This is a genomic window from Nostoc sp. (genome assembly GCF_036917155.1).
In the GTDB taxonomy this organism is placed as follows: Bacteria; Cyanobacteriota; Cyanobacteriia; order Cyanobacteriales; family Nostocaceae; genus Nostoc.
This window is the reverse complement of sequence record NZ_JBALDZ010000210.1, coordinates 42,134-60,058: the sequence shown is the minus strand read 5'-3', so window position 1 is coordinate 60,058 and position 17,925 is coordinate 42,134. Positions and strand designations below refer to the sequence as shown.

The following is a 17,925-nucleotide window of genomic DNA, read 5'->3' as shown; positions in this document are numbered from 1 at the left end:
CACGATGTTTCAATGTGTCCTTGTACAAATCCCCTGATTTTAATTATGGGGATTTCCCTGTTGCCTGTTGCCCGTTCCCTGTTCCCTTTTCCCTTTTAAAAATTTTAAAGCTTTATTCTGCCCTCATTAAATAATTTATATCCAACTGTTAACGAGGCGAAAGCGACAACTAAATGCCATAAGCTAGTTGATCTGAACATTGCTCCACCACTTAAGAAAACTAGTACTATGGCAATCCATAACAAAATCCAGGCAAAATTACTAGCTTTTCTCAGAAAAAACACCAATGTAAACCCACTTACCATAATCGCTAATACAGAAACAGTAGCAGGTAATCTTCTAAAAAAAGGTAGATAGTAACCACTCACAAATATAGTGTTTTGACTCAAAAAGTATAAGCCTGTGAAAAGTAGGATTAAACCTATAAGTCTGATTAATAGCCTGCCCATAATATTTTTACATTTTTAATCGCTGAAGCTAATTTCAATCCGATTATACTGGGGTTGTGAAAATCCTACTAAATTTTACGTAAACTTAGCCTAAATTAAGTAAATATACTGAATAAGCTTTCAGATTGTCTGAAGATGCCAGTACAAGTAATGTTGATTACATCAAGTAGTCCTTGCCAGCGTTTTATCAAGGTGCTTTAATAGCGATCGCATTCTGCAAAATAGTTCTACTTACAAAATATGTACAAGACTCGCAGCGACTCGACATCGCTGCTGGTGTTCATAAAATTAGAGACTCAAAACATTAAAGTCAAAGATATGACAAGCTAGTACCATATCCTTGACACTAAATTCTCCCCAAAGCTGAATAGGAGCATACATGGAGCCAATTATTGCTATAGTTTTAGCCCTTATAGGTTATGCATTAGGTTCTGCAAAACTGATTAATCAAGGAAATGAAGCCCTAGTCGAACGCTTGGGGCGGTTTCATCGGAAACTTAAGCCAGGGCTGAACTTTATTGTTCCCTTGGTGGATCAGATTGTGATGGAAGATACTACACGAGAGCAGTTTACAGACATCAAACCTCAAAATGTCATTACCCAAGATAATATTTACGTAGAAGTGGACGCTATTGTGTACTGGCGCATTAGAGATATTGAGAAAAGCTTTTACGCAATTGAGGATCTGCAAGGAGCCTTGACACAGATAACCACAACCACGCTCCGCGAAATCATTGCACAGAATACCCTAGAGCAGACTAACGTCTCTAGAGCGGAGATGGACTCAGCCATCTTAGACCAGCTGAATAATATAACAGCAGATTGGGGAGTTGAGATTCTCCGGTTAGATATTCAGAGAATCACTCTACCTGAGAGTGTACGAAAGTCTAGAGAAGAGGAACAAGCCGCCGTTATCAAAAAACGGGCGCTGATTACCGAAGCTGAAGGGGAAAAGGAAGCTGCCATTAAGAAAGCAGAAGGAACTATGGCTTCAGTGCAAATCATTTCTCAAGCTCTAAGTAGCAATCCCAAAGAAAGTAGGGACATTCTGCGGTATCTTGTCGCCCAAGATTACGTAGATGCCAGCCAAAAACTTGGTGAGAGCAGTAATGCCAAAATTGTCTTTGTAGACCCAGCTAATTCAACTGAAATGTTTCAGGAGTTGATTGCCGAGTCAATAATTACAGAAGGTCACGGCAAAAAATCCGAAAACGGTAATACTTAACGCCTAATGTGAATTAGAAAAAAAGGCGGGAGAAGTAAAAAGATAAAAGTTACCAGCTTTTCAACTCAGACTTCCCCCATGACTAGCATAGATTTTGGAACACTATTAACGACAATCTTTGTAGTGGTAGATGATTGTCACTGTGGAACAAGTGGCAGAGGCATTTAGTTTCAGTGTCGAAGAAGTCAGACAAGTAGCAGAAAGTCAGCCTTGAGAGGGATGTGGTAAGTTTTATGGGTAACTCAAGCCAAATTTGGTTTCGCCTTCCAAACTTTCTCACGACGAATTTATAGTTAATTTTTGTTAATATTAGAGGCGGTGTTAGTACTTCGTCCTCAAGCACCCACTCCCTACCTGAGAGAAACTTAATGCTGCGACTAGAACATATAAGTAAAATTTATCCCACAGGCGAAGTTCTCAAAGATATCAACTGGGAAGTTAAACCAGGCGATCGCATTGGCTTAGTCGGTGTCAACGGTGCTGGAAAATCCACCCAGTTAAAGATCATTTCTGGGGAAATTGAACCCACCGCCGGCGAAATCATTCGTCCTAATAGCTTACATATAGCCTACCTTAACCAAGAGTTTGAAGTAGACCCCACCCGCACCGTAAGAGAAGAATTTTGGACTGTCTTCAAAGAAGCCAACGAAGTACAGTTATCTCTGGCGCACATACCACAAGAGATGGAAACGGCTACCCCAGAGGAACTGGATCGACTGATTGATAAGTTGGATCGCTTGCAGCGTAAATTTGAAGCCTTGGATGGCTACAACTTAGACGCACGCATCGGGAAAATTTTACCAGAAATGGGGTTTGGGCTAGAAGATGGCGATCGCCTCGTCAGTGCCTTCAGTGGTGGTTGGCAAATGCGGATGAGTTTAGGTAAAATTCTCCTCCAAAAACCCGACTTGTTGCTACTGGATGAACCGACTAACCACCTAGATTTAGAAACCATTGAGTGGTTGGAAAATTACCTCAGAGGGCTGGTTACGCCGATGGTAATAGTCTCCCATGACCGGGAGTTCCTTGACCGCCTCTGCAACCAAATTGTGGAAACTGAACGTGGCGTTTCCAGTACCTACCTTGGTAATTACACAGCATATTTGGAACAAAAAGCCGAAAGTCAATCAGCACAACTTAGCGCCTACGAACGTCAACAGAAAGAATTAGAGAAACAGCAAACCTTTGTTGATAGATTCCGCGCCAGTGCTACCCGCAGTACCCAGGCAAAAAGTCGGGAAAAGCAACTCGACAAAATTGAGCGCATTGAAGCACCCATTGCTGGGATAAGAACTCTACACTTCCGTTTTCCCCCCGCACCCCGCAGTGGACGCGAGGTAGTGGACATTAAAGATTTAACTCATCTTTATGGTGAGAAAATCCTGTTTTTAGCAGCAAATCTCCTAATTGAAAGGGGCGATCGCATTGCTTTTCTTGGCCCCAATGGTGCTGGAAAATCTACCCTTCTGCGCGTCATTATGGGTATGGAACCACCCACAGAAGGTAGCGTTCAATTAGGCGATCATAATGTTATTCCTGGTTACTTTGAGCAAAATCAAGCTGAAGCCTTGGACTTGAAGAAAACTGTCATGGAAACTATCCATGATGAAGTTCCCGACTGGGATAATCAAGAAGTCCGCACGCTTTTGGGACGCTTCTTATTTACTGGTGATACTGTATTTAAGGCAGTTGGGGCATTAAGTGGAGGAGAAAAAGCTCGTCTGGCGTTGGCAAAAATGCTCTTACGTCCCGCAAACTTACTAATTTTAGATGAGCCGACAAACCACCTAGATATTCCAGCTAAAGAAATGCTGGAAGAAGCGCTCAAAAATTATGATGGTACGGCAATTGTAGTCTCTCATGACCGCTACTTTATTTCTCAAGTAGCTAACAAAATCGTCGAAATTCGTGATGGTGAATTCCGGGTTTACTTAGGAGATTATCATTACTATCTCCAGAAAATTGCCGAAGAAAAAGAACAGGCCAAGTTAGCTGCAATAGAAGCCGAAAAAGCAGCAAAAAAAGCTGCTAAAGCTTCCGCGAAAAGGAAATGAGAAACTAGAAAAGGGCTTAGTAGTAGCGTTTTAGCACTACTACTAAGTAATCACTCCTTATTAGCGTTCTAAAACATCACAGAAAAATTACTAAAATTTAAAAAATCTTTCAAAAAGCTGCAAGTCCTTCATAAAAGAAGTTAATAAGCAAAAATTCACTTGCAGCGTGGATTAGCAGTGGTATCATTCGGGTATTACAAAAAGTAAAGGGCAATTTTACTATGACCAAAGCACCTGTTGCTCCTGTGGTGCTAGTCATTTTAGACGGATGGGGCTACTGCGAAGAAACGCGAGGAAACGCCATTACTGCTGCTAAAACTCCCATTGTGGACAGTTTATGGGCAGCTTATCCGCATACCCTCATCCGCACATCAGGAAAAGCCGTAGGGTTGCCAGAGGGACAAATGGGCAATTCGGAAGTTGGTCATTTGAACATTGGTGCTGGGCGAGTTGTACCGCAAGAACTTGTACGCATCTCCGATGCGGTTGAAGACGGTTCTATTGCCTCCAACCCAGCACTTGTCAAAATTTGCCAGGAAGTTCGTTCTCGGAATAGTAAGCTGCATCTAGTCGGGCTTTGTTCTGAGGGAGGGGTACATTCGCATATCACCCATCTATTCGGACTACTTGACTTAGCCAAAGACCAGCGAATTCCAGAAGTTTGTATTCACGCGATCACCGATGGTCGTGACACCGCCCCAACAGAAGGGGTAAAAGCGATCGCACTGCTGCAAGATTATATAGACCGCGCCGGAATTGGGCGCATAGTCACCCTCAGCGGTCGCTACTACGCGATGGATCGCGATCACCGCTGGGATCGGGTCAAGCGCGCCTACGACGTGATGACCCAAGATGGTGCAGGTGGCGATCGCAAAGCTGTAGAAGTCTTGCAAGCATCTTACGCCGAAGGGGTAAAAGATGAATTTGTCAACCCCATCCGAATTGCTCCAGGTGCAATAAAACCAGGGGATGGGGTAATATTTTTCAACTTCCGCCCCGATCGCTCCAGACAACTGACTCAAGCTTTGGTCAGTCCCAAATTTGACGGTTTTGAAAGACAGCAAATCACACCGCTATCTTTTGTTACCTTTACACAGTATGATTCAGACTTACCCGTGGCTGTAGCCTTTGAGCCGCAGAATCTCAGTAATATTCTGGGAGAAGTCATAGCTAATCATAGTCTGAATCAGTTCCGCACCGCCGAAACCGAAAAATACGCCCACGTCACCTATTTCTTTAATGGGGGTCTGGAGGAACCTTTTGTTGGAGAAGATCGGGAACTGGTAAGTAGCCCGATGGTAGCGACTTACGATCACGCCCCAGCGATGTCAGCAGTAGCAGTTACAGATGTTGCGATCGCTGCGATTCAAAAGGGTACGTATTCCCTAGTTGTGATTAACTATGCTAACCCAGACATGGTAGGGCATACTGGTCAAATCGAGGCTACCATTACAGCAGTTGAAACAGTTGATCGCTGTTTGGGTCGCTTGTTAGAGAGCGTTATCAAAGCCGGCGGTACAACAATTATTACTGCCGATCATGGCAACGCTGAGTATATGCTAGATCATGGGGGTAATCCCTGGACGGCTCATACCACTAACCCTGTCCCCTTCATCTTGGTGGAAGGAGAGAAAGTCAAAATCCCTGGATATGGTACAAATGTCGAACTGCGAAGCGATGGCAAGCTATCCGACATCGCCCCCACAATTCTAGAGATTTTACAGCTGCCTCAACCACCAGAAATGACCGGGCGATCGCTGCTGAAAACAGCAGAATATGAGCTGCAACGTACTCGCACCCCTGTACAAGTAGGGCTGTAAAAGAGTTAGGAGTTAATAGTGAGAAGTTAATAATTAAGAGTTAATAGTGAAGAGTGATGAATTAAAACTTTCTCAACTCCAAACTCCAAACTCCAAACTCCAAACTCCTAACTCCTAACTCCTAACTTCTAACTCCTAACCCCTAACCCCTAACCTCTGTTTTTTGAAACTTTTTATAAATGAGATTCCTACCATGACAATTAGTAATATCGTGCAAGGCATTTGGGCATTTTCCGCCACTGGTTTGATTATCTTAGTTTTGCTGCATAGCCCTAAAGGTGATGGCGTTGGCGCTATTGGCGGACAAGCACAGTTATTTAGCAGCACCAAAAGTGCAGAAAACACCTTAAACCGCATTACTTGGGCGTTGACAGTAATTTTTCTCGGTTTAACAGTAGTTTTAAGTGCTGGTTGGCTGCCTAAATAAGGATAGGTAAATGGGGAAAATAACCCAACATCCAATACTTAACACCCTAATAAATTTAATTACACGACGGTTAATTGTAGCTCTTGCCTTATTTCTTGGCACAGGGCTATTAGTCGTTTTTACTAATATCAAGTCGAGTGATGGGTTTACAATAATACCAAAATATGGGTATTCAAACTTAATCATCTCTCTCTCAACCTCACCATCTCCCCCAAAATCCCATCCCTTACCGCCTACACTTGCACAGTGGCAAGATAAGACTAACAGTGGTGACTACTTTTCCCAAGTCAAAACGACCCAAGTTGGTTATTTAGTCTGGTCGCAATTTCCCATTCGAGTTTACGTAGAACCACCAAAAGCCATCAGCGAAAAACAGGCTCAAGCATGGGTTAATGGTGTCTTGCAGGGTGTACAGGAGTGGAGTACTTATTTACCTTTGACAATAGTCGAACAGCCAGAAATTGCTGATATTACGATCACGCGAAAAGCGCCACCTCTACAAATTTCCCCTGGTAGTAATATACCCCGTGCGCGATCGGCACAAACTACTTACGAGTTATACACAAGCAACAAAGTTTTATCCCACCGCTTCACCATCTTGTTAAGTCCCAGTCAAACAGGTGAGTATCTCATTGCAGCTACCCGCCACGAATTCGGTCATGCGTTGGGAATTTGGGGTCATAGTCCGCTACAAACTGATGCCCTATATTTTTCCCAAGTTCGTAACCCGTCGCCTATTTCTCCCAGAGATGTAAATACTCTAAAGCGGGTTTATGAACAGCCAACTACTTTAGGATGGTCTTTAGTTGATAATTCAAAGATTAATTGATCAATAGGTAGAGTATAAGCTTGTCGCTAGAGCAAAAATACTACTGCGAAACCATGAAAAATCCGTACCAACTTATAATTGATACTAATGTACTGCTTTCTGGTTTACGATCTAACCGTGGTGCATCTTACAAACTATTAACAATACTTAATGATGGGCGTTGGCAGTTGAATGTCTCTACTACCTTAGTATTCGAGTATGAAGAAATTCTCAAAAGAGAAAAAGAGCAGCTTGGATTGAGTGATGAAAATATTGACAATGTTATTGAAGCTATTTGTACAATCGCTAATAGATGTAGCATTTTCTATGTATGGCGGCCAGTAGCACGCGATCCTGATGATGATTTTCTTATCGATTTAGCTGTTGAATGCCAAGCCGACTTTATCATCACTTATAATCAAAAAGATTTACAAGGCGCACAAAAATTTGGACTGAGGGTAGTTTCACCCAAAGAATTCTTGCAAATAGTAGGAGAAATCCCATGACTAACTTAAATGTACAGCTACCTGAATCTTTATATAAACAAATTGAAGCTTTAGCAGCCAGAGAAAATATTTCCATTGAACAACTTGCAACTATTGCTTTATCTGCACAAGTTTCCGCATGGATGACCAAAGACTATTTGGAAGAAAAAGCTAAAAGCGGTAGTTGGGAAAAATTCCAGCAAGTTTTGAATAAAGTCCCTAACGTAGAACCAGAAGAATATGATAAATTGTAGCGACTTAATCTTATGGTATTGCTGAGTTAAAATATGAATATGTCTCGCGCAAAGAATCAAAATTTAAGATTAAGGCAACCAATTCTTATCCAAAATCTGCTCTAAGGTATAAGGACATAATTCAGGGAAATTGGTTAGCTGTGTTTTAGCCTTAACATAATCTAAGGCATTGCTATAAATTATGTTGAGATTCTCCTCTAAATGATTGCGTAAATTGGCAGTTAAATCTTCATTTAGTTGGTTCCGAAAACTAATAATTTCCGCAGCCCAATAATTAGCATTTCTGGGCTTTTCTAAATCCCAATATTGATAAAGTAATAAATGTCTAATAATTTGTTCCAACAAACTTCTTATTCGCCTTTTTTCATTTTTAGCCAAATCTTCCAATTCTTCTATTAAATTTCCATAGTCAACTTCTGCTAATTGTCGATTTTTGAGACATTTAATAGTCTCTTCTAACCATTGCAGGTAATTGGATTCATATAATGTTTTTATGTCGATGATTGCAGTCATTTGTTGATTTTGTAGCTTGAACTTAGTGTTATTTATTCTTTTATAGGACTTACGCACACTCTACGAATTATCGGCGTTCTTGGCGTCTTCTCTACGAGACGCTGCGCGTTGGCGTCAGCCTCTCGAAGAGAAGGCGGTTCGATAAATTAAGCTTTTTAGTAATTTTTGCGTAAGTCCTGTTTTATATTAACTAATATATTAATTTTTGCCGATAATTGCCCAAATGCCCGACTTCTTGAAGAAGTTGGGCATCTAATATCACGCTTAGGTAAGTGAAATTCTACCCCTAAGCTCTGCGACTTAACGGTAGAGGTCGCTGTGCTAAAACTTCTTTATAAAGTTCTTCCAGTAGAGTAATATTTTTACTCAGGGTATAGCGGTCTAATACACGCTGTCTAGCTTTTTGCCCCAGTAACGTTGTTAACTCTGGATGGTCTTGCAACACTGGTAAGAGGGTTTTTAATTGCGATCGCGCTGTTTTAGTATTAATAACTATACCTGCGCCCTTTTCCAAGACTTCTCCATCTGCACCCACATCTGTTGCTAAACAAGCTAACCCAGATGACATTCCTTCTAACAGAGATAGAGACAAACCCTCTACCAATGAAGGCAAAACAAATACATCTGCGCCCCGCAAAATTTCGATGCGTCGGTCTTCATCAGCGACAAATCCCAACCAGATAATGCCGTATTCTGAACCATAAAACGGCTCTAAGGAAGACTTCAAAGGGCCGTCGCCAACAATTAGTAACTTACTACCAGGTGCCATTGCCGACTGTTTCCAAGCCCGGAGGAGGGCTTCGACATTTTTCTCTGGCGCTATTCTACCCTGATAGACAAACAGGCGTTCGGCTTTAAATTCTGCTTTGATTTTAGAAAGTCCTGGAGAATACTTGGCGGTATCAACACCATTGGGAATTACAGCAATATTTTCTTCCCGCACGCCCATCCCTGCCAATAATTCTCGCTGAATTTGGGAAAATACAATCACGCGATCGTAGTTAACCAAAAAAGGCGCGTAGAGCTGATAAGCCAAAAGTTGTGTTCCCGATATCAGCTTTGCCCCCTTGCCAGCAAAGGGTGTATGAAAAGTGGCAACTAGGGGCAACCTCAGTTCCTCACAGATTTCCGGTAGAAAAAAGTCTAGAGGAGATAACGTCAAGGAAGCATGGACTACATCTGGTTTGATTTCCCGCAGTGAATCGGTTAAAACTTTGGTGGCTTTAAAAGTGGGAATTGTGTAAACCTGCGACTTGTAAATGAAAGGCAGGGAAACCTCTCGAAGATTTGGCCAATTATCAGGTTCAGACTCTTCCTGGGCGAAGTGAAGAAAGCTAACTTGATGTCCCCTATCTAGCAAGGCATTTGTAATTTCTCGACTGTAGGTGACATTGCCGCAAAAGGGTGTTTTTTTTCCAATCCAGGCTATACGCATTCTTTATTTAGCTGTAATAAAAGCAGGTTTGAGCTATTACTTTTGTGTCCTTTGTGATTTATCTTTTATCTAGCTATACTTGCTGGTTCTTTTATTTATTAAAAATTTCCACAACTTTCTACCAGTTTAAAAAGCTTATTTTAAGCTGATTAAACCAGTGGATTTATGGCTTTATTTATTCTACTTATAAGTTGTTAATTTCTGATATTGAAACAACTTATTCTGACTAATGTCAGATTCATATCCAGCAAGTATGTGATAAATTTTCACTGACCATAGTTTACCATGAACACAAAAGCTTTAAGTAAATATTAATTACTTCAAGGTAATGAATAATAACTGCTGTTAGCTGATAACTACTTGTGTGAGTTATACCAGGTTAATATACCTCCTGAAAAGACGATCGCAGCTAATCCCAAAAAAACTACCTGTAGTCCCAGAAAGGTTTCTGCGACACCAGCCAATGCTAAAGGTAAGGAGAGAGCAATATTAATTACATTGTTCTGCAAGCCAAAAACTTTACCGCGCATTTCTGGAGGTGTTTCTGTTTGGATTGCGGTTTGCATCGGGATTCCCACTAGCGCCCCAAAGATACCTAATAGCGTCACCAGTAACAAGACTAGCCACAGTTGAGTTGTAAATACTGATAGACCAATTAAGGATGCTGCCATACCCATACAACCGTACAGACTTAGCTGGGTGTAGGAGAAGCGTTGACCAAATTGACCGAGAATTGTTGCTCCCGCCGCAATGCCAACACCGCCAGCTGCTAGTAAAAAGCCGAACTGGGAGGCTTTCATGTTGGGAATTATTTCTGCCATCCGAACGGCTAGAACGGTTAATGCTGCAAAGACAGAAAACAAGATAATCAGCTGAAGCAAAGCATTGCGGACGCGATGATTTGCTTTGAGATAGGCAAAACCGTCCCGCAAGTCAGAGAATACGTGAGGGAATTCTGTATCGGGGTGGTGGTGTTTTTCCTTAGTTGCCAGGAGGAACAAAATTAGTCCAGCGATCGCATAACTACCACCTACCAAAAGTTCTTTACCTAAACTACCACTACCGCCAATTTGCAGCCAAAGTCCATCTGCGATCGCTAACAACGGTTCTCCAACGGCAAACCCAACAATCACCGATGCCATCATGGTTGTTGTGTAAAGCGAATTTGCCGAGAGTAAATGCTGTTCTTCTACGATTAAGGGAATTGCCGCCTGTTCTGCCGGGGCAAAAAACTGCGTTAAAGTCGAAACTAAAAAAGTCACACCCAAAATGATTACAAAACCCACTGGTAGCACTCCTATGGGTTTCCAATCATGAGTCAACCACAGCAGGAAGGGAATTGACAAAACCAGAATGCCACGCCAAATATTCGTGGCTACCAGCACAGCCTTTTTCGACCAGCGATCGACAAACACGCCAGCAACGGAACCAAACAATACGGCTGGAATCGTAAAAGCCATCATCAAGACTGACACCCAACCACTAATACTCTGATTGCTTCCTTGAAACTGAGTATTAATTAAGGCAATCATCAGCACCAAATAAACTTTATCTGCCAGTTGTGAAAAAACTTGACCACCCCAAATAGCCAAGAAATTAGGGTTTTTTAATACAGGTAAAAATCCCTGCTGTTTTACATTCCCTGCAATAGCTTCTCCACCTGAACCAGATCCATCTAATTGCGGTGGTTCTTTTTCTGCGATCGCGGCTACTGGCAAATTATGCCCATTACGAGTGCCGTTATTATCTACCTCAGCAGTGGTTAATTTGTCCTCAGATTGTGTTTCTGATTGACTTGGAACATCAGTTTTTGGGATTTCTGTTGTCCAACTTTGATCGTTTTTAGAAACGTCTTTTGGGGACATTTCTTGGCTATTTATTTGACTAGGTGTACACTTAGAAACGGCACTCAAGTGATTCCTGACTGTCGGATCTGATACCCTATTCTGTTTTTTGACGAGGCTTGGTGACAAAGGTAGGATTTTTTTATCCAAATCAGACGGTTGCATCATGGTTGGCAGCAAAATAAGAGTCGATCAAGGTAGCAGAGCGAATAGGGCGACCTAATTGATACTGAGCATACTGGCGCAAAGTCTGCTCAACAGATAACCAGTGATGATCTTTAGCACCATCAACTTGCATTATCTCTGGTTGTGACAGATGTTGAAGCAAAGCCAGTTCCATAGCACCCAAACGGCAAGAAATCACAGGTATTTCTTGCCGATGCACAACAACTGTTTGGGTATTGGGCATTGGGGATGGGGCATTGGGCATGAGGAATTGGTTATTAATCTCCCTCTGCCCCCCTGCTCCTCTGCCCCTCTGCTCCTCTGCCCCTCTCTCTCCCTCTTTTCGTAAACGTTCCCTAGCTTCTAAGGAAACCGTTCCACCTGCGGGGATACTAAATCCTACCTGCCAGTTGGGATCTGTAAAGTCTGGCTTGAGGGGGTGCTGAGATAGGCAACAGATTTGCACTTGTGGTGTTAGTCCTGCTAAGGCTAAAAGATGAAATACACCATGAGCCAGATGAGCTAAAACACCAGATGGATTTTCATTAGACACCATCTCCAAACGATGAAGATGTTCATTAAACAAATCATAAAGTTCTTCTTGGGGTTGTTCGCTCAAAGCTTCACACAGAACTATTTCTGCTAAATATTGACTGGCGGCCAGTTTTCCCAAATCTTTAGCTAAACCAGGATAAGTTTTTAAAGTCTGTGCTTGAGTAATTTTATCAAGCGATCGCCCTTTGGCAATCAATAGTTCATTCACAACAAACATCCCACTCCTACCACCAAGGCTGGAGTTGTGCTTACGTGCCCCTGGAGCCACGGCTCGAATTAGACCGAATTCCCGTGTCAAAATCGTCACTATTTTATCCGATTCTCCTAGCGCCTGGGTTTTAAGATTAATACCAGTTGCTTTGTAAGTTCTACTCATTAGTCATTAGTAGTTATTTAGTCATTAGTCATTGGTCAAGGGTCATTAGATTAGGACAAATGACATAGACGCTTCTGCGGCTTCCCGCAGGGTAGGACAAATGACAAAGGACAAATGACTATTCACCTTTCCCCAGGTTATCGCGCTGGCGGATTAAATCCATACCGCGAGATGTGCCTAATCTAGTAGCACCAGCTACGATTAAGTCTAGGGCTTGATTGATTGTGTGGATACCACCTGAAGCTTTAATTCCCACCCTTTCTTTGGCCAATTCCTGCAAAAGTCGTACATCTGCCACTGTTGCACCACCATTCCAACCAGTACTGGTTTTTAAGAATGCCGCTCCCGCCTCCATAGCTATTTCAGCAGCTATTTTTTTCTCCGCATCCGTCAACAGGTTAGTTTCCAAAATTACCTTAACCGTTTGCCCAGTCTCTTCGCAAATTTCAGCAATCTCCCGGTGGACTTCTTCAGTTTTGCCAGCTTTTAACCAACCCAAGTTTATGACCACATCCAACTCAGTAGCCCCACTATCAGCCGCTTCTTGAGCTTCATACAGTTTCACTGCTGAAGTCGTTGCACCAGAAGGAAAGCCTATCACCGTACAAACTTTCGGGTTTTTACCGTGGAGGAGTTCAACTGCTTGCTTGACATTCGCGGGGAAAAGACAAACCGCCGCAAAGTTGAATCTATATGCTTCTTCACACCATTGCTCAACCTGTTCTGGAGTAGCTGTTGGCGTTAACAGGGAGTGATCGATAAATGGCGCAATATCAATGTCTGGATAGTCTGCTGCCATCGTGTCTTCTGCCAGTGATTGATTATTAAACTTTATAAAAAATTAAAACATTTCTTATATATATATTAAACCACATTTATTACGAGTTTATCCTGAAAACAAGCTGCTGAATTGTCTTGAATATCAGCTTTACAGATATCCCAGAATTACTATAAGTATTTAAGTTGACGTTAAGTAGTAGTAATGTTATGAAGATCGACAGTATTTTTCACACCAGTTCCTAAGAAGTTCATAATAGTTTGAGCTAATGCCTTTGATGCCAAATATGGGACACCATTACCAATAGTTTTGAACATATTAGTGAGCGACATATTTTCTGGAAGTATAAAGTTTGCAGGCAAAGATTGGATAGCTAGAGCTTCTGCTACAGAAATCCGCCGGACTTTGTAAGGATGTAAATGTACTTCATTATTTCCATAGCAAGCTGTTGGAGAATAACGCCATCTATGCAGACGTTTGAAAGACTTCCTGGAATTATCTCCTTCCTGAACAGCAGCAAATTTTGTAATACCTGCCCTTGGTTGAAAATAGTGTTCAGCATTGGGATGATTTAGAACATTATTTTTTCTAAACCAGTATTCAACTGTCAGTTCTTCAGGTATGCCACCAGGGCAAGGTGTTAGAGAATTTTCTTTGAATGGTTCATACTTACACCAAGGATAAGCAAAAACTTTTTCTTGAGGATATAAAATGCAATTATTCCAAGGGAAAGTTTCTTCAGAAAGTAATTTTTTATCAAATGCGATTTTCATTTCCTGAAGAAAACTATTTTTGAAGCCAATTAGGATAATTCTATTTCTATCCTGGGGTACGCCGTATTCAATAGAATTAATTAACCGCTCTGTTAATATATAGCCTGCTTCTTGTAATTGTTGCTTGAGCAATTCAAAAAATAAGCGGTGCTTTGTCGTCTTCCATAAACCCTTAACATTCTCAAATAAAAAAAAATCAGGAAGATTGCGGCAAATTAATTCAACGTAAGAAGCGGAAAGCTTGCCATTATCTCCTAAACGCCCTCTATTTTTTCCACCAATAGAAAAATCAGGACAGGGAGGCCCGCCGATGAAACCAATTATATTATGAGATTTGCGGCAGTCTTTGACTACTTCTTGAAGGCATTGTGCTGCTTTTCCAGTAATAAGATTTGTTACATCTGCTGCTTCACCATGATGATATCCATATACAGGCGATCGCATTTTCAGAACTGCCCGTGAATGGCGATAGGCGGCGATGAATGGGGCGAAGATTTCATTGACATAAACAATATTAAAACCGCTGGTTTCAAAACCTAAATCTAGGAAACCCGATCCAGCAAAAAAAGAGAAAATACAAGGGCGATCGCTCATTAAATTACTAGCATGATAAAACAGTGTTAATTAATATCAAATATTACTAAAATTGGTTATATCCTTCCTTCCAGGGAAATTAATACTAGCTATCCCAATCTGGTCTTAAGGGTTTGCCAACCCTAATATACTTAGGGTTTCTACGTAAGTACCAATCAAAAACGAACAATTTGAAGACTGCTTAAATAGTAAAAAAAATTCACAATTACTCTAAGTATTTCATATCTAAGTTTACTCAATCTTTAAGGAAAATCCCTGACAGAGAAAGAGTCTGAAGTCACAATTAAATATAGGAGTTCCCAAGCTCCAAATAATGTTTCAGACAAATATTTGTCATTAAAGAAAAACCGGGGTACTTCGGACTAATTTTTTATGCGGATTTTAATTTACTCCTACAACTACTATCCAGAACCAATTGGTATTGCCCCACTGATGACTGAATTAGCAGAGGGACTAGTGAAGCGTGGACATGAAGTGCGCGTAGTAACTGCTATGCCCAACTACCCCGAACGTCAAATTTACCAAGAGTATCGGGGCAAGTGGTATGTCAACGAATACAAAAATGGCGTTCAAATTCAACGCAGTTACGTTTGGATTCGTCCACAACCCAACCTATTAGATAGGGTGTTATTAGATGCTAGTTTCGTTGTCACTAGTTTTGTACCCGCCCTCATCGGTTGGCGTCCAGATGTGATCCTCTCAACATCACCATCTTTACCAAGCTGTGTACCAGTTGCTCTTTTAGGATGGTTACGTGCTTGTCCTGTGATCTTAAATCTACAAGATATATTACCAGAAGCAGCAGTCCACGTCGGTCTACTTAAAAATAAATTACTCATCCAGTTGTTTACATTATTAGAAAAATTTGCCTACCGCACTGCTAGTAAAATTAGCGTCATCGCCGATGGGTTTGTGGAGAATTTACGATCTAAGGGTGTAGAAGCTGACAAAATTGTGCAAATCCCCAACTGGGTTGATGTAAATTTTATTCGCCCTTTGCCTAAAGAAGATAACCCTTTCCGCACAGCCCATAATCTGAATGGCAAATTTGTAGTACTTTATTCTGGTAACATTGCCCTCACCCAAGGTTTAGAAAGCGTCGTCAAAGCTGCTTCTGTATTGCGCCATATCCCAGATATTGTCTTTGTCATCGTTGGCGAGGCCAAAGGTTTACAGCGATTGCAACAGGAATGTCTAGACTGCGGCGCAGATAATGTTTTGTTACTGCCATTTCAACCCCGCAAAGATTTGCCACAAATGTTAGCAGCTGCCGATGTTGGCTTGGTGGTGCAAAAGAAAAATGTTGTATCCTTCAATATGCCATCAAAAATTCAAGTGTTACTTGCCAGTGGAGGGGCCTTAGTTGCCTCTGTCCCCGACAATGGTACGGCAGCAAGAGCCATCAGGCAAAGTGGCGGCGGAGTTATCGTTCCTCCAGAAGATCCGCAAGCTTTAGCGATCGCAATTTTAGATTTGTACCAAAATCCCGAAAAAGTCAAAACTCTGGGTTACAAAAGTCGCCAATATGCCGTTGAGCAATATTCTTTTGAGCAAGCTTTAAATCAGTATGAGTCCTTATGTTACTCATTGATAGCAAATCGTCGAGCAATTCAGTCTACAGGCATAGTTACGAAACAAGAAGTTTAAGCTTTGCAGCAAAGTTACATTGCATCTGTAGAAATTGTAATTATGCCCTCAAATCTAGGTAGCAGGAGATTTTGAGGATCGCTAATTTTATTAGGAAACATATAGCAATAGATAAGCAGGTTTTCAGGTGCATTGTTAAACTAAAAATCCCACGGCTTCACTTCATTCAATCCGTGAGTAAACCAATTTGTTATCCATATATGGAGAATTTTTAGTATTTTTTAATACTAATCTATCCGTATACTACTCGCACTTTTGGTAGATTCAGTCATGAGTATGCTGTGTTGGCTCGTAGTTTTTAGCAGGCAGTCTAAGTCTAAAGCCTAGATTTAGCCTTACCTGCGAATTACTAGCCTTACATCACATATTATGCTGTTTGATGAATCTGCGATTATTTTCGCTGTCTATGATTGCTGGAAAGCTATTGGTTGATTTATCGCTGCACAATAACCATCAGCAATCAGCAGTTGCGGATGTCGAAATCCAAACAGCCAATTATCAAACTAGCCCCCATAGACACCTGTTTTTTTGTTAGTATTCAAAAAAACCTATTGACACATTTGTTTGTCAGATCAATTGTTTGTTGTTTGTAAGTAAATGTCAACAATTGTTTCAAAAGGAAGAAAGCACCTGAGGTTTAATGACTGATTATTTCCAAGGAAATTTCCCATTGCAATCTGTCCCACTGACGAAGAGTGCGGTAATAAGCCACGGCCAAACCGAAGAGGCAAGCAGAAAATTAGCTGCAACGATTGCGGTTGCGGCATCAGACCGCAAAGCGGGTGAGATATTATTACTCAAAGTAGCAGAGGTATCTTACCTGGCTGATTACTTTGTGATGATGACTGGTTATTCTAGGGTACAGGTCAGGGCGATCGCTCAAGCAATTGAAGGAAAAGTCGAAACTGAGTTGCAACGCCGTCCTTTAAGGACAGAAGGAAAAGTCGAGGGGAGTTGGGTACTACAAGATTACGGTGATGTGATCGTTCACATTATGATGCCCAAGGAACGGGAGTTTTATAATTTAGAAGCGTTCTGGATTCATGCAGAACGTATTTCCCTTCCAGAATCTGACGAGGATGAGGGTAAGCCAACATGATTAGGTCTTCGGTTTCTAATTGCCCAGTTCCTACAGACCAACAACCGCTCAATGAATACGAAGAGTTAAAAACTTCCTGGCTGTTTCGTGATACTACTCTAGATTGGCGCGAGTATATCACGAAACTCGTTTGGATTTGGGGTCTATCTTGGTTATTCGCAGGGCCCATAGCTGCGGCAAGTTTTCCCCCTCACAAGTATATTGCACATTTTCTTCTCTGTGGTGCAGCCGGAGCGAGTGTCGGGTTAGTACTAATACTGGTAAGGTTGTATTTAGGTTGGTTCTACGTGTGCGATCGCCTTTGCAGTCCCACAGTATTTTATGAAGAGTCAGGCTGGTACGACGGCCAAACTTGGACTAAACCACAGGAAGTCCTCAACCGCGATCGCTTAATTGTTGCATACGAAATCAAACCCATTCTGCGACGGTTACAATTTACCTTTGCTGGCTTGGCGGGAATGTACGTTATTGGTACTATAGGTTGGCATTTGTTTTAAAAAGTCATTAGTCATTCGTCATTCGTCATTCGTCATTAGTCATTAGTGAATAAACAAATGACTTATGACAAAGGACAAAAGACAAAGGACTAATGACTAATTAATTAAAAAAGGTGATAAATATAAA

At 41.5% G+C, this 17,925-nt stretch carries 16 protein-coding genes; 10 read left to right on the top strand and 6 right to left on the bottom strand.

Going from position 1 to position 17,925, the window contains the following annotated elements; genetic code table 11:
• Nucleotides 1-828: 828 nt before the first annotated feature.
• From V7K67_RS27335 to V7K67_RS27305, 7 genes are all read left to right on the top strand, one after another.
• Nucleotides 829-1,674, top strand: a complete 846-nt coding sequence (locus V7K67_RS27335) for an SPFH domain-containing protein (protein WP_334707472.1) — start codon at nt 829-831, stop codon at nt 1,672-1,674.
• Nucleotides 1,675-2,042: 368 nt separating this feature from the next.
• Nucleotides 2,043-3,728: an ABC-F family ATP-binding cassette domain-containing protein gene (locus V7K67_RS27330; RefSeq protein ID WP_334730652.1), complete on the top strand. Its 1,686-nt coding sequence runs from the start codon at nt 2,043-2,045 to the stop codon at nt 3,726-3,728.
• A gap of 221 nt (nt 3,729-3,949) precedes the next feature.
• On the top strand, nt 3,950-5,548 hold the full coding sequence (gene gpmI / locus V7K67_RS27325) for a 2,3-bisphosphoglycerate-independent phosphoglycerate mutase (RefSeq protein ID WP_334730653.1): 1,599 nt from the start codon (nt 3,950-3,952) through the stop codon (nt 5,546-5,548).
• 193 nt (nt 5,549-5,741) lie between these two features.
• Nucleotides 5,742-5,975 (top strand): preprotein translocase subunit SecG, encoded by a 234-nt coding sequence (gene secG / locus V7K67_RS27320; protein WP_179066611.1) that lies wholly within the window; start codon nt 5,742-5,744, stop codon nt 5,973-5,975.
• A 10-nt stretch (nt 5,976-5,985) separates the two neighbouring features.
• Nucleotides 5,986-6,804: a peptidase gene (locus V7K67_RS27315; protein WP_334730654.1), complete on the top strand. Its 819-nt coding sequence runs from the start codon at nt 5,986-5,988 to the stop codon at nt 6,802-6,804.
• A 53-nt stretch (nt 6,805-6,857) separates the two neighbouring features.
• Complete coding sequence (locus tag V7K67_RS27310) at nt 6,858-7,289, top strand: putative toxin-antitoxin system toxin component, PIN family (protein WP_335169247.1); 432 nt, start codon at nt 6,858-6,860, stop codon at nt 7,287-7,289.
• A complete protein-coding gene (locus V7K67_RS27305) occupies nt 7,286-7,522 on the top strand; it encodes a hypothetical protein (protein ID WP_118167601.1) in 237 nt (78 codons plus the stop codon). Before V7K67_RS27310 ends, V7K67_RS27305 begins: the two co-directional genes overlap by 4 nt.
• A 69-nt stretch (nt 7,523-7,591) precedes the next feature.
• Here V7K67_RS27305 and V7K67_RS27300 read toward each other — a convergent pair whose 3' ends face one another.
• The 6 genes from V7K67_RS27300 to V7K67_RS27275 form a co-directional block, all read right to left on the bottom strand.
• Nucleotides 7,592-8,035 (bottom strand): DUF29 domain-containing protein, encoded by a 444-nt coding sequence (locus tag V7K67_RS27300; RefSeq protein WP_334730656.1) that lies wholly within the window; start codon nt 8,033-8,035, stop codon nt 7,592-7,594.
• Nucleotides 8,036-8,321: 286 nt separating this feature from the next.
• On the bottom strand, nt 8,322-9,470 hold the full coding sequence (locus V7K67_RS27295; RefSeq protein WP_334730657.1) for a glycosyltransferase family 4 protein: 1,149 nt from the start codon (nt 9,468-9,470) through the stop codon (nt 8,322-8,324).
• Between the two features lie 356 nt (nt 9,471-9,826).
• Entirely contained in the window at nt 9,827-11,479 is a 1,653-nt protein-coding gene (locus V7K67_RS27290) for an MFS transporter (protein ID WP_335169254.1), read from the bottom strand.
• Nucleotides 11,466-12,410, bottom strand: a complete 945-nt coding sequence (recO, locus tag V7K67_RS27285) for a DNA repair protein RecO (RefSeq protein ID WP_334730658.1) — start codon at nt 12,408-12,410, stop codon at nt 11,466-11,468. The genes V7K67_RS27290 and recO overlap by 14 nt, the downstream gene beginning before the upstream one ends.
• Nucleotides 12,411-12,528: 118 nt before the next feature.
• On the bottom strand, nt 12,529-13,209 hold the full coding sequence (gene deoC, locus V7K67_RS27280) for a deoxyribose-phosphate aldolase (protein ID WP_292848093.1): 681 nt from the start codon (nt 13,207-13,209) through the stop codon (nt 12,529-12,531).
• A 170-nt stretch (nt 13,210-13,379) separates the two neighbouring features.
• A complete protein-coding gene (locus V7K67_RS27275) occupies nt 13,380-14,555 on the bottom strand; it encodes a DNA cytosine methyltransferase (RefSeq protein WP_334730659.1) in 1,176 nt (391 codons plus the stop codon).
• Between the two features lie 372 nt (nt 14,556-14,927).
• Here V7K67_RS27275 and V7K67_RS27270 point away from each other — a divergent pair, with 372 nt between their 5' ends.
• The 3 genes from V7K67_RS27270 to V7K67_RS27260 all read left to right on the top strand — a co-directional run bounded on the left by V7K67_RS27270 (nt 14,928) and on the right by V7K67_RS27260 (nt 17,798).
• On the top strand, nt 14,928-16,202 hold the full coding sequence (locus V7K67_RS27270; protein WP_334730660.1) for a glycosyltransferase family 4 protein: 1,275 nt from the start codon (nt 14,928-14,930) through the stop codon (nt 16,200-16,202).
• Nucleotides 16,203-16,842: 640 nt separating this feature from the next.
• Entirely contained in the window at nt 16,843-17,301 is a 459-nt protein-coding gene (rsfS, locus tag V7K67_RS27265; RefSeq protein ID WP_335169244.1) for a ribosome silencing factor, read from the top strand.
• Nucleotides 17,298-17,798: a CGLD27 family protein gene (locus V7K67_RS27260; protein WP_334707461.1), complete on the top strand. Its 501-nt coding sequence runs from the start codon at nt 17,298-17,300 to the stop codon at nt 17,796-17,798. The genes rsfS and V7K67_RS27260 overlap by 4 nt, the downstream gene beginning before the upstream one ends.
• The last annotated feature ends 127 nt before the right edge of the window (nt 17,799-17,925 follow it).

What these genes read in the sequence shown, in the direction of transcription:
- V7K67_RS27335 (WP_334707472.1), top strand. Translation starts at nt 829, where the DNA reads ATGGAGCCAATTATTGCTATAGTTTTAGCCCTTATAGGTTATGCATTA.
- V7K67_RS27330 (WP_334730652.1), top strand. Translation starts at nt 2,043, where the DNA reads ATGCTGCGACTAGAACATATAAGTAAAATTTATCCCACAGGCGAAGTT.
- gpmI (WP_334730653.1), top strand. Translation starts at nt 3,950, where the DNA reads ATGACCAAAGCACCTGTTGCTCCTGTGGTGCTAGTCATTTTAGACGGA.
- secG (WP_179066611.1), top strand. Translation starts at nt 5,742, where the DNA reads ATGACAATTAGTAATATCGTGCAAGGCATTTGGGCATTTTCCGCCACT.
- V7K67_RS27315 (WP_334730654.1), top strand. Translation starts at nt 5,986, where the DNA reads ATGGGGAAAATAACCCAACATCCAATACTTAACACCCTAATAAATTTA.
- V7K67_RS27310 (WP_335169247.1), top strand. Translation starts at nt 6,858, where the DNA reads ATGAAAAATCCGTACCAACTTATAATTGATACTAATGTACTGCTTTCT.
- V7K67_RS27305 (WP_118167601.1), top strand. Translation starts at nt 7,286, where the DNA reads ATGACTAACTTAAATGTACAGCTACCTGAATCTTTATATAAACAAATT.
- V7K67_RS27300 (WP_334730656.1), bottom strand. Translation starts at nt 8,035, where the DNA reads ATGACTGCAATCATCGACATAAAAACATTATATGAATCCAATTACCTG.
- V7K67_RS27295 (WP_334730657.1), bottom strand. Translation starts at nt 9,470, where the DNA reads ATGCGTATAGCCTGGATTGGAAAAAAAACACCCTTTTGCGGCAATGTC.
- V7K67_RS27290 (WP_335169254.1), bottom strand. Translation starts at nt 11,479, where the DNA reads ATGCAACCGTCTGATTTGGATAAAAAAATCCTACCTTTGTCACCAAGC.
- recO (WP_334730658.1), bottom strand. Translation starts at nt 12,410, where the DNA reads ATGAGTAGAACTTACAAAGCAACTGGTATTAATCTTAAAACCCAGGCG.
- deoC (WP_292848093.1), bottom strand. Translation starts at nt 13,209, where the DNA reads ATGGCAGCAGACTATCCAGACATTGATATTGCGCCATTTATCGATCAC.
- V7K67_RS27275 (WP_334730659.1), bottom strand. Translation starts at nt 14,555, where the DNA reads ATGAGCGATCGCCCTTGTATTTTCTCTTTTTTTGCTGGATCGGGTTTC.
- V7K67_RS27270 (WP_334730660.1), top strand. Translation starts at nt 14,928, where the DNA reads ATGCGGATTTTAATTTACTCCTACAACTACTATCCAGAACCAATTGGT.
- rsfS (WP_335169244.1), top strand. Translation starts at nt 16,843, where the DNA reads ATGACTGATTATTTCCAAGGAAATTTCCCATTGCAATCTGTCCCACTG.
- V7K67_RS27260 (WP_334707461.1), top strand. Translation starts at nt 17,298, where the DNA reads ATGATTAGGTCTTCGGTTTCTAATTGCCCAGTTCCTACAGACCAACAA.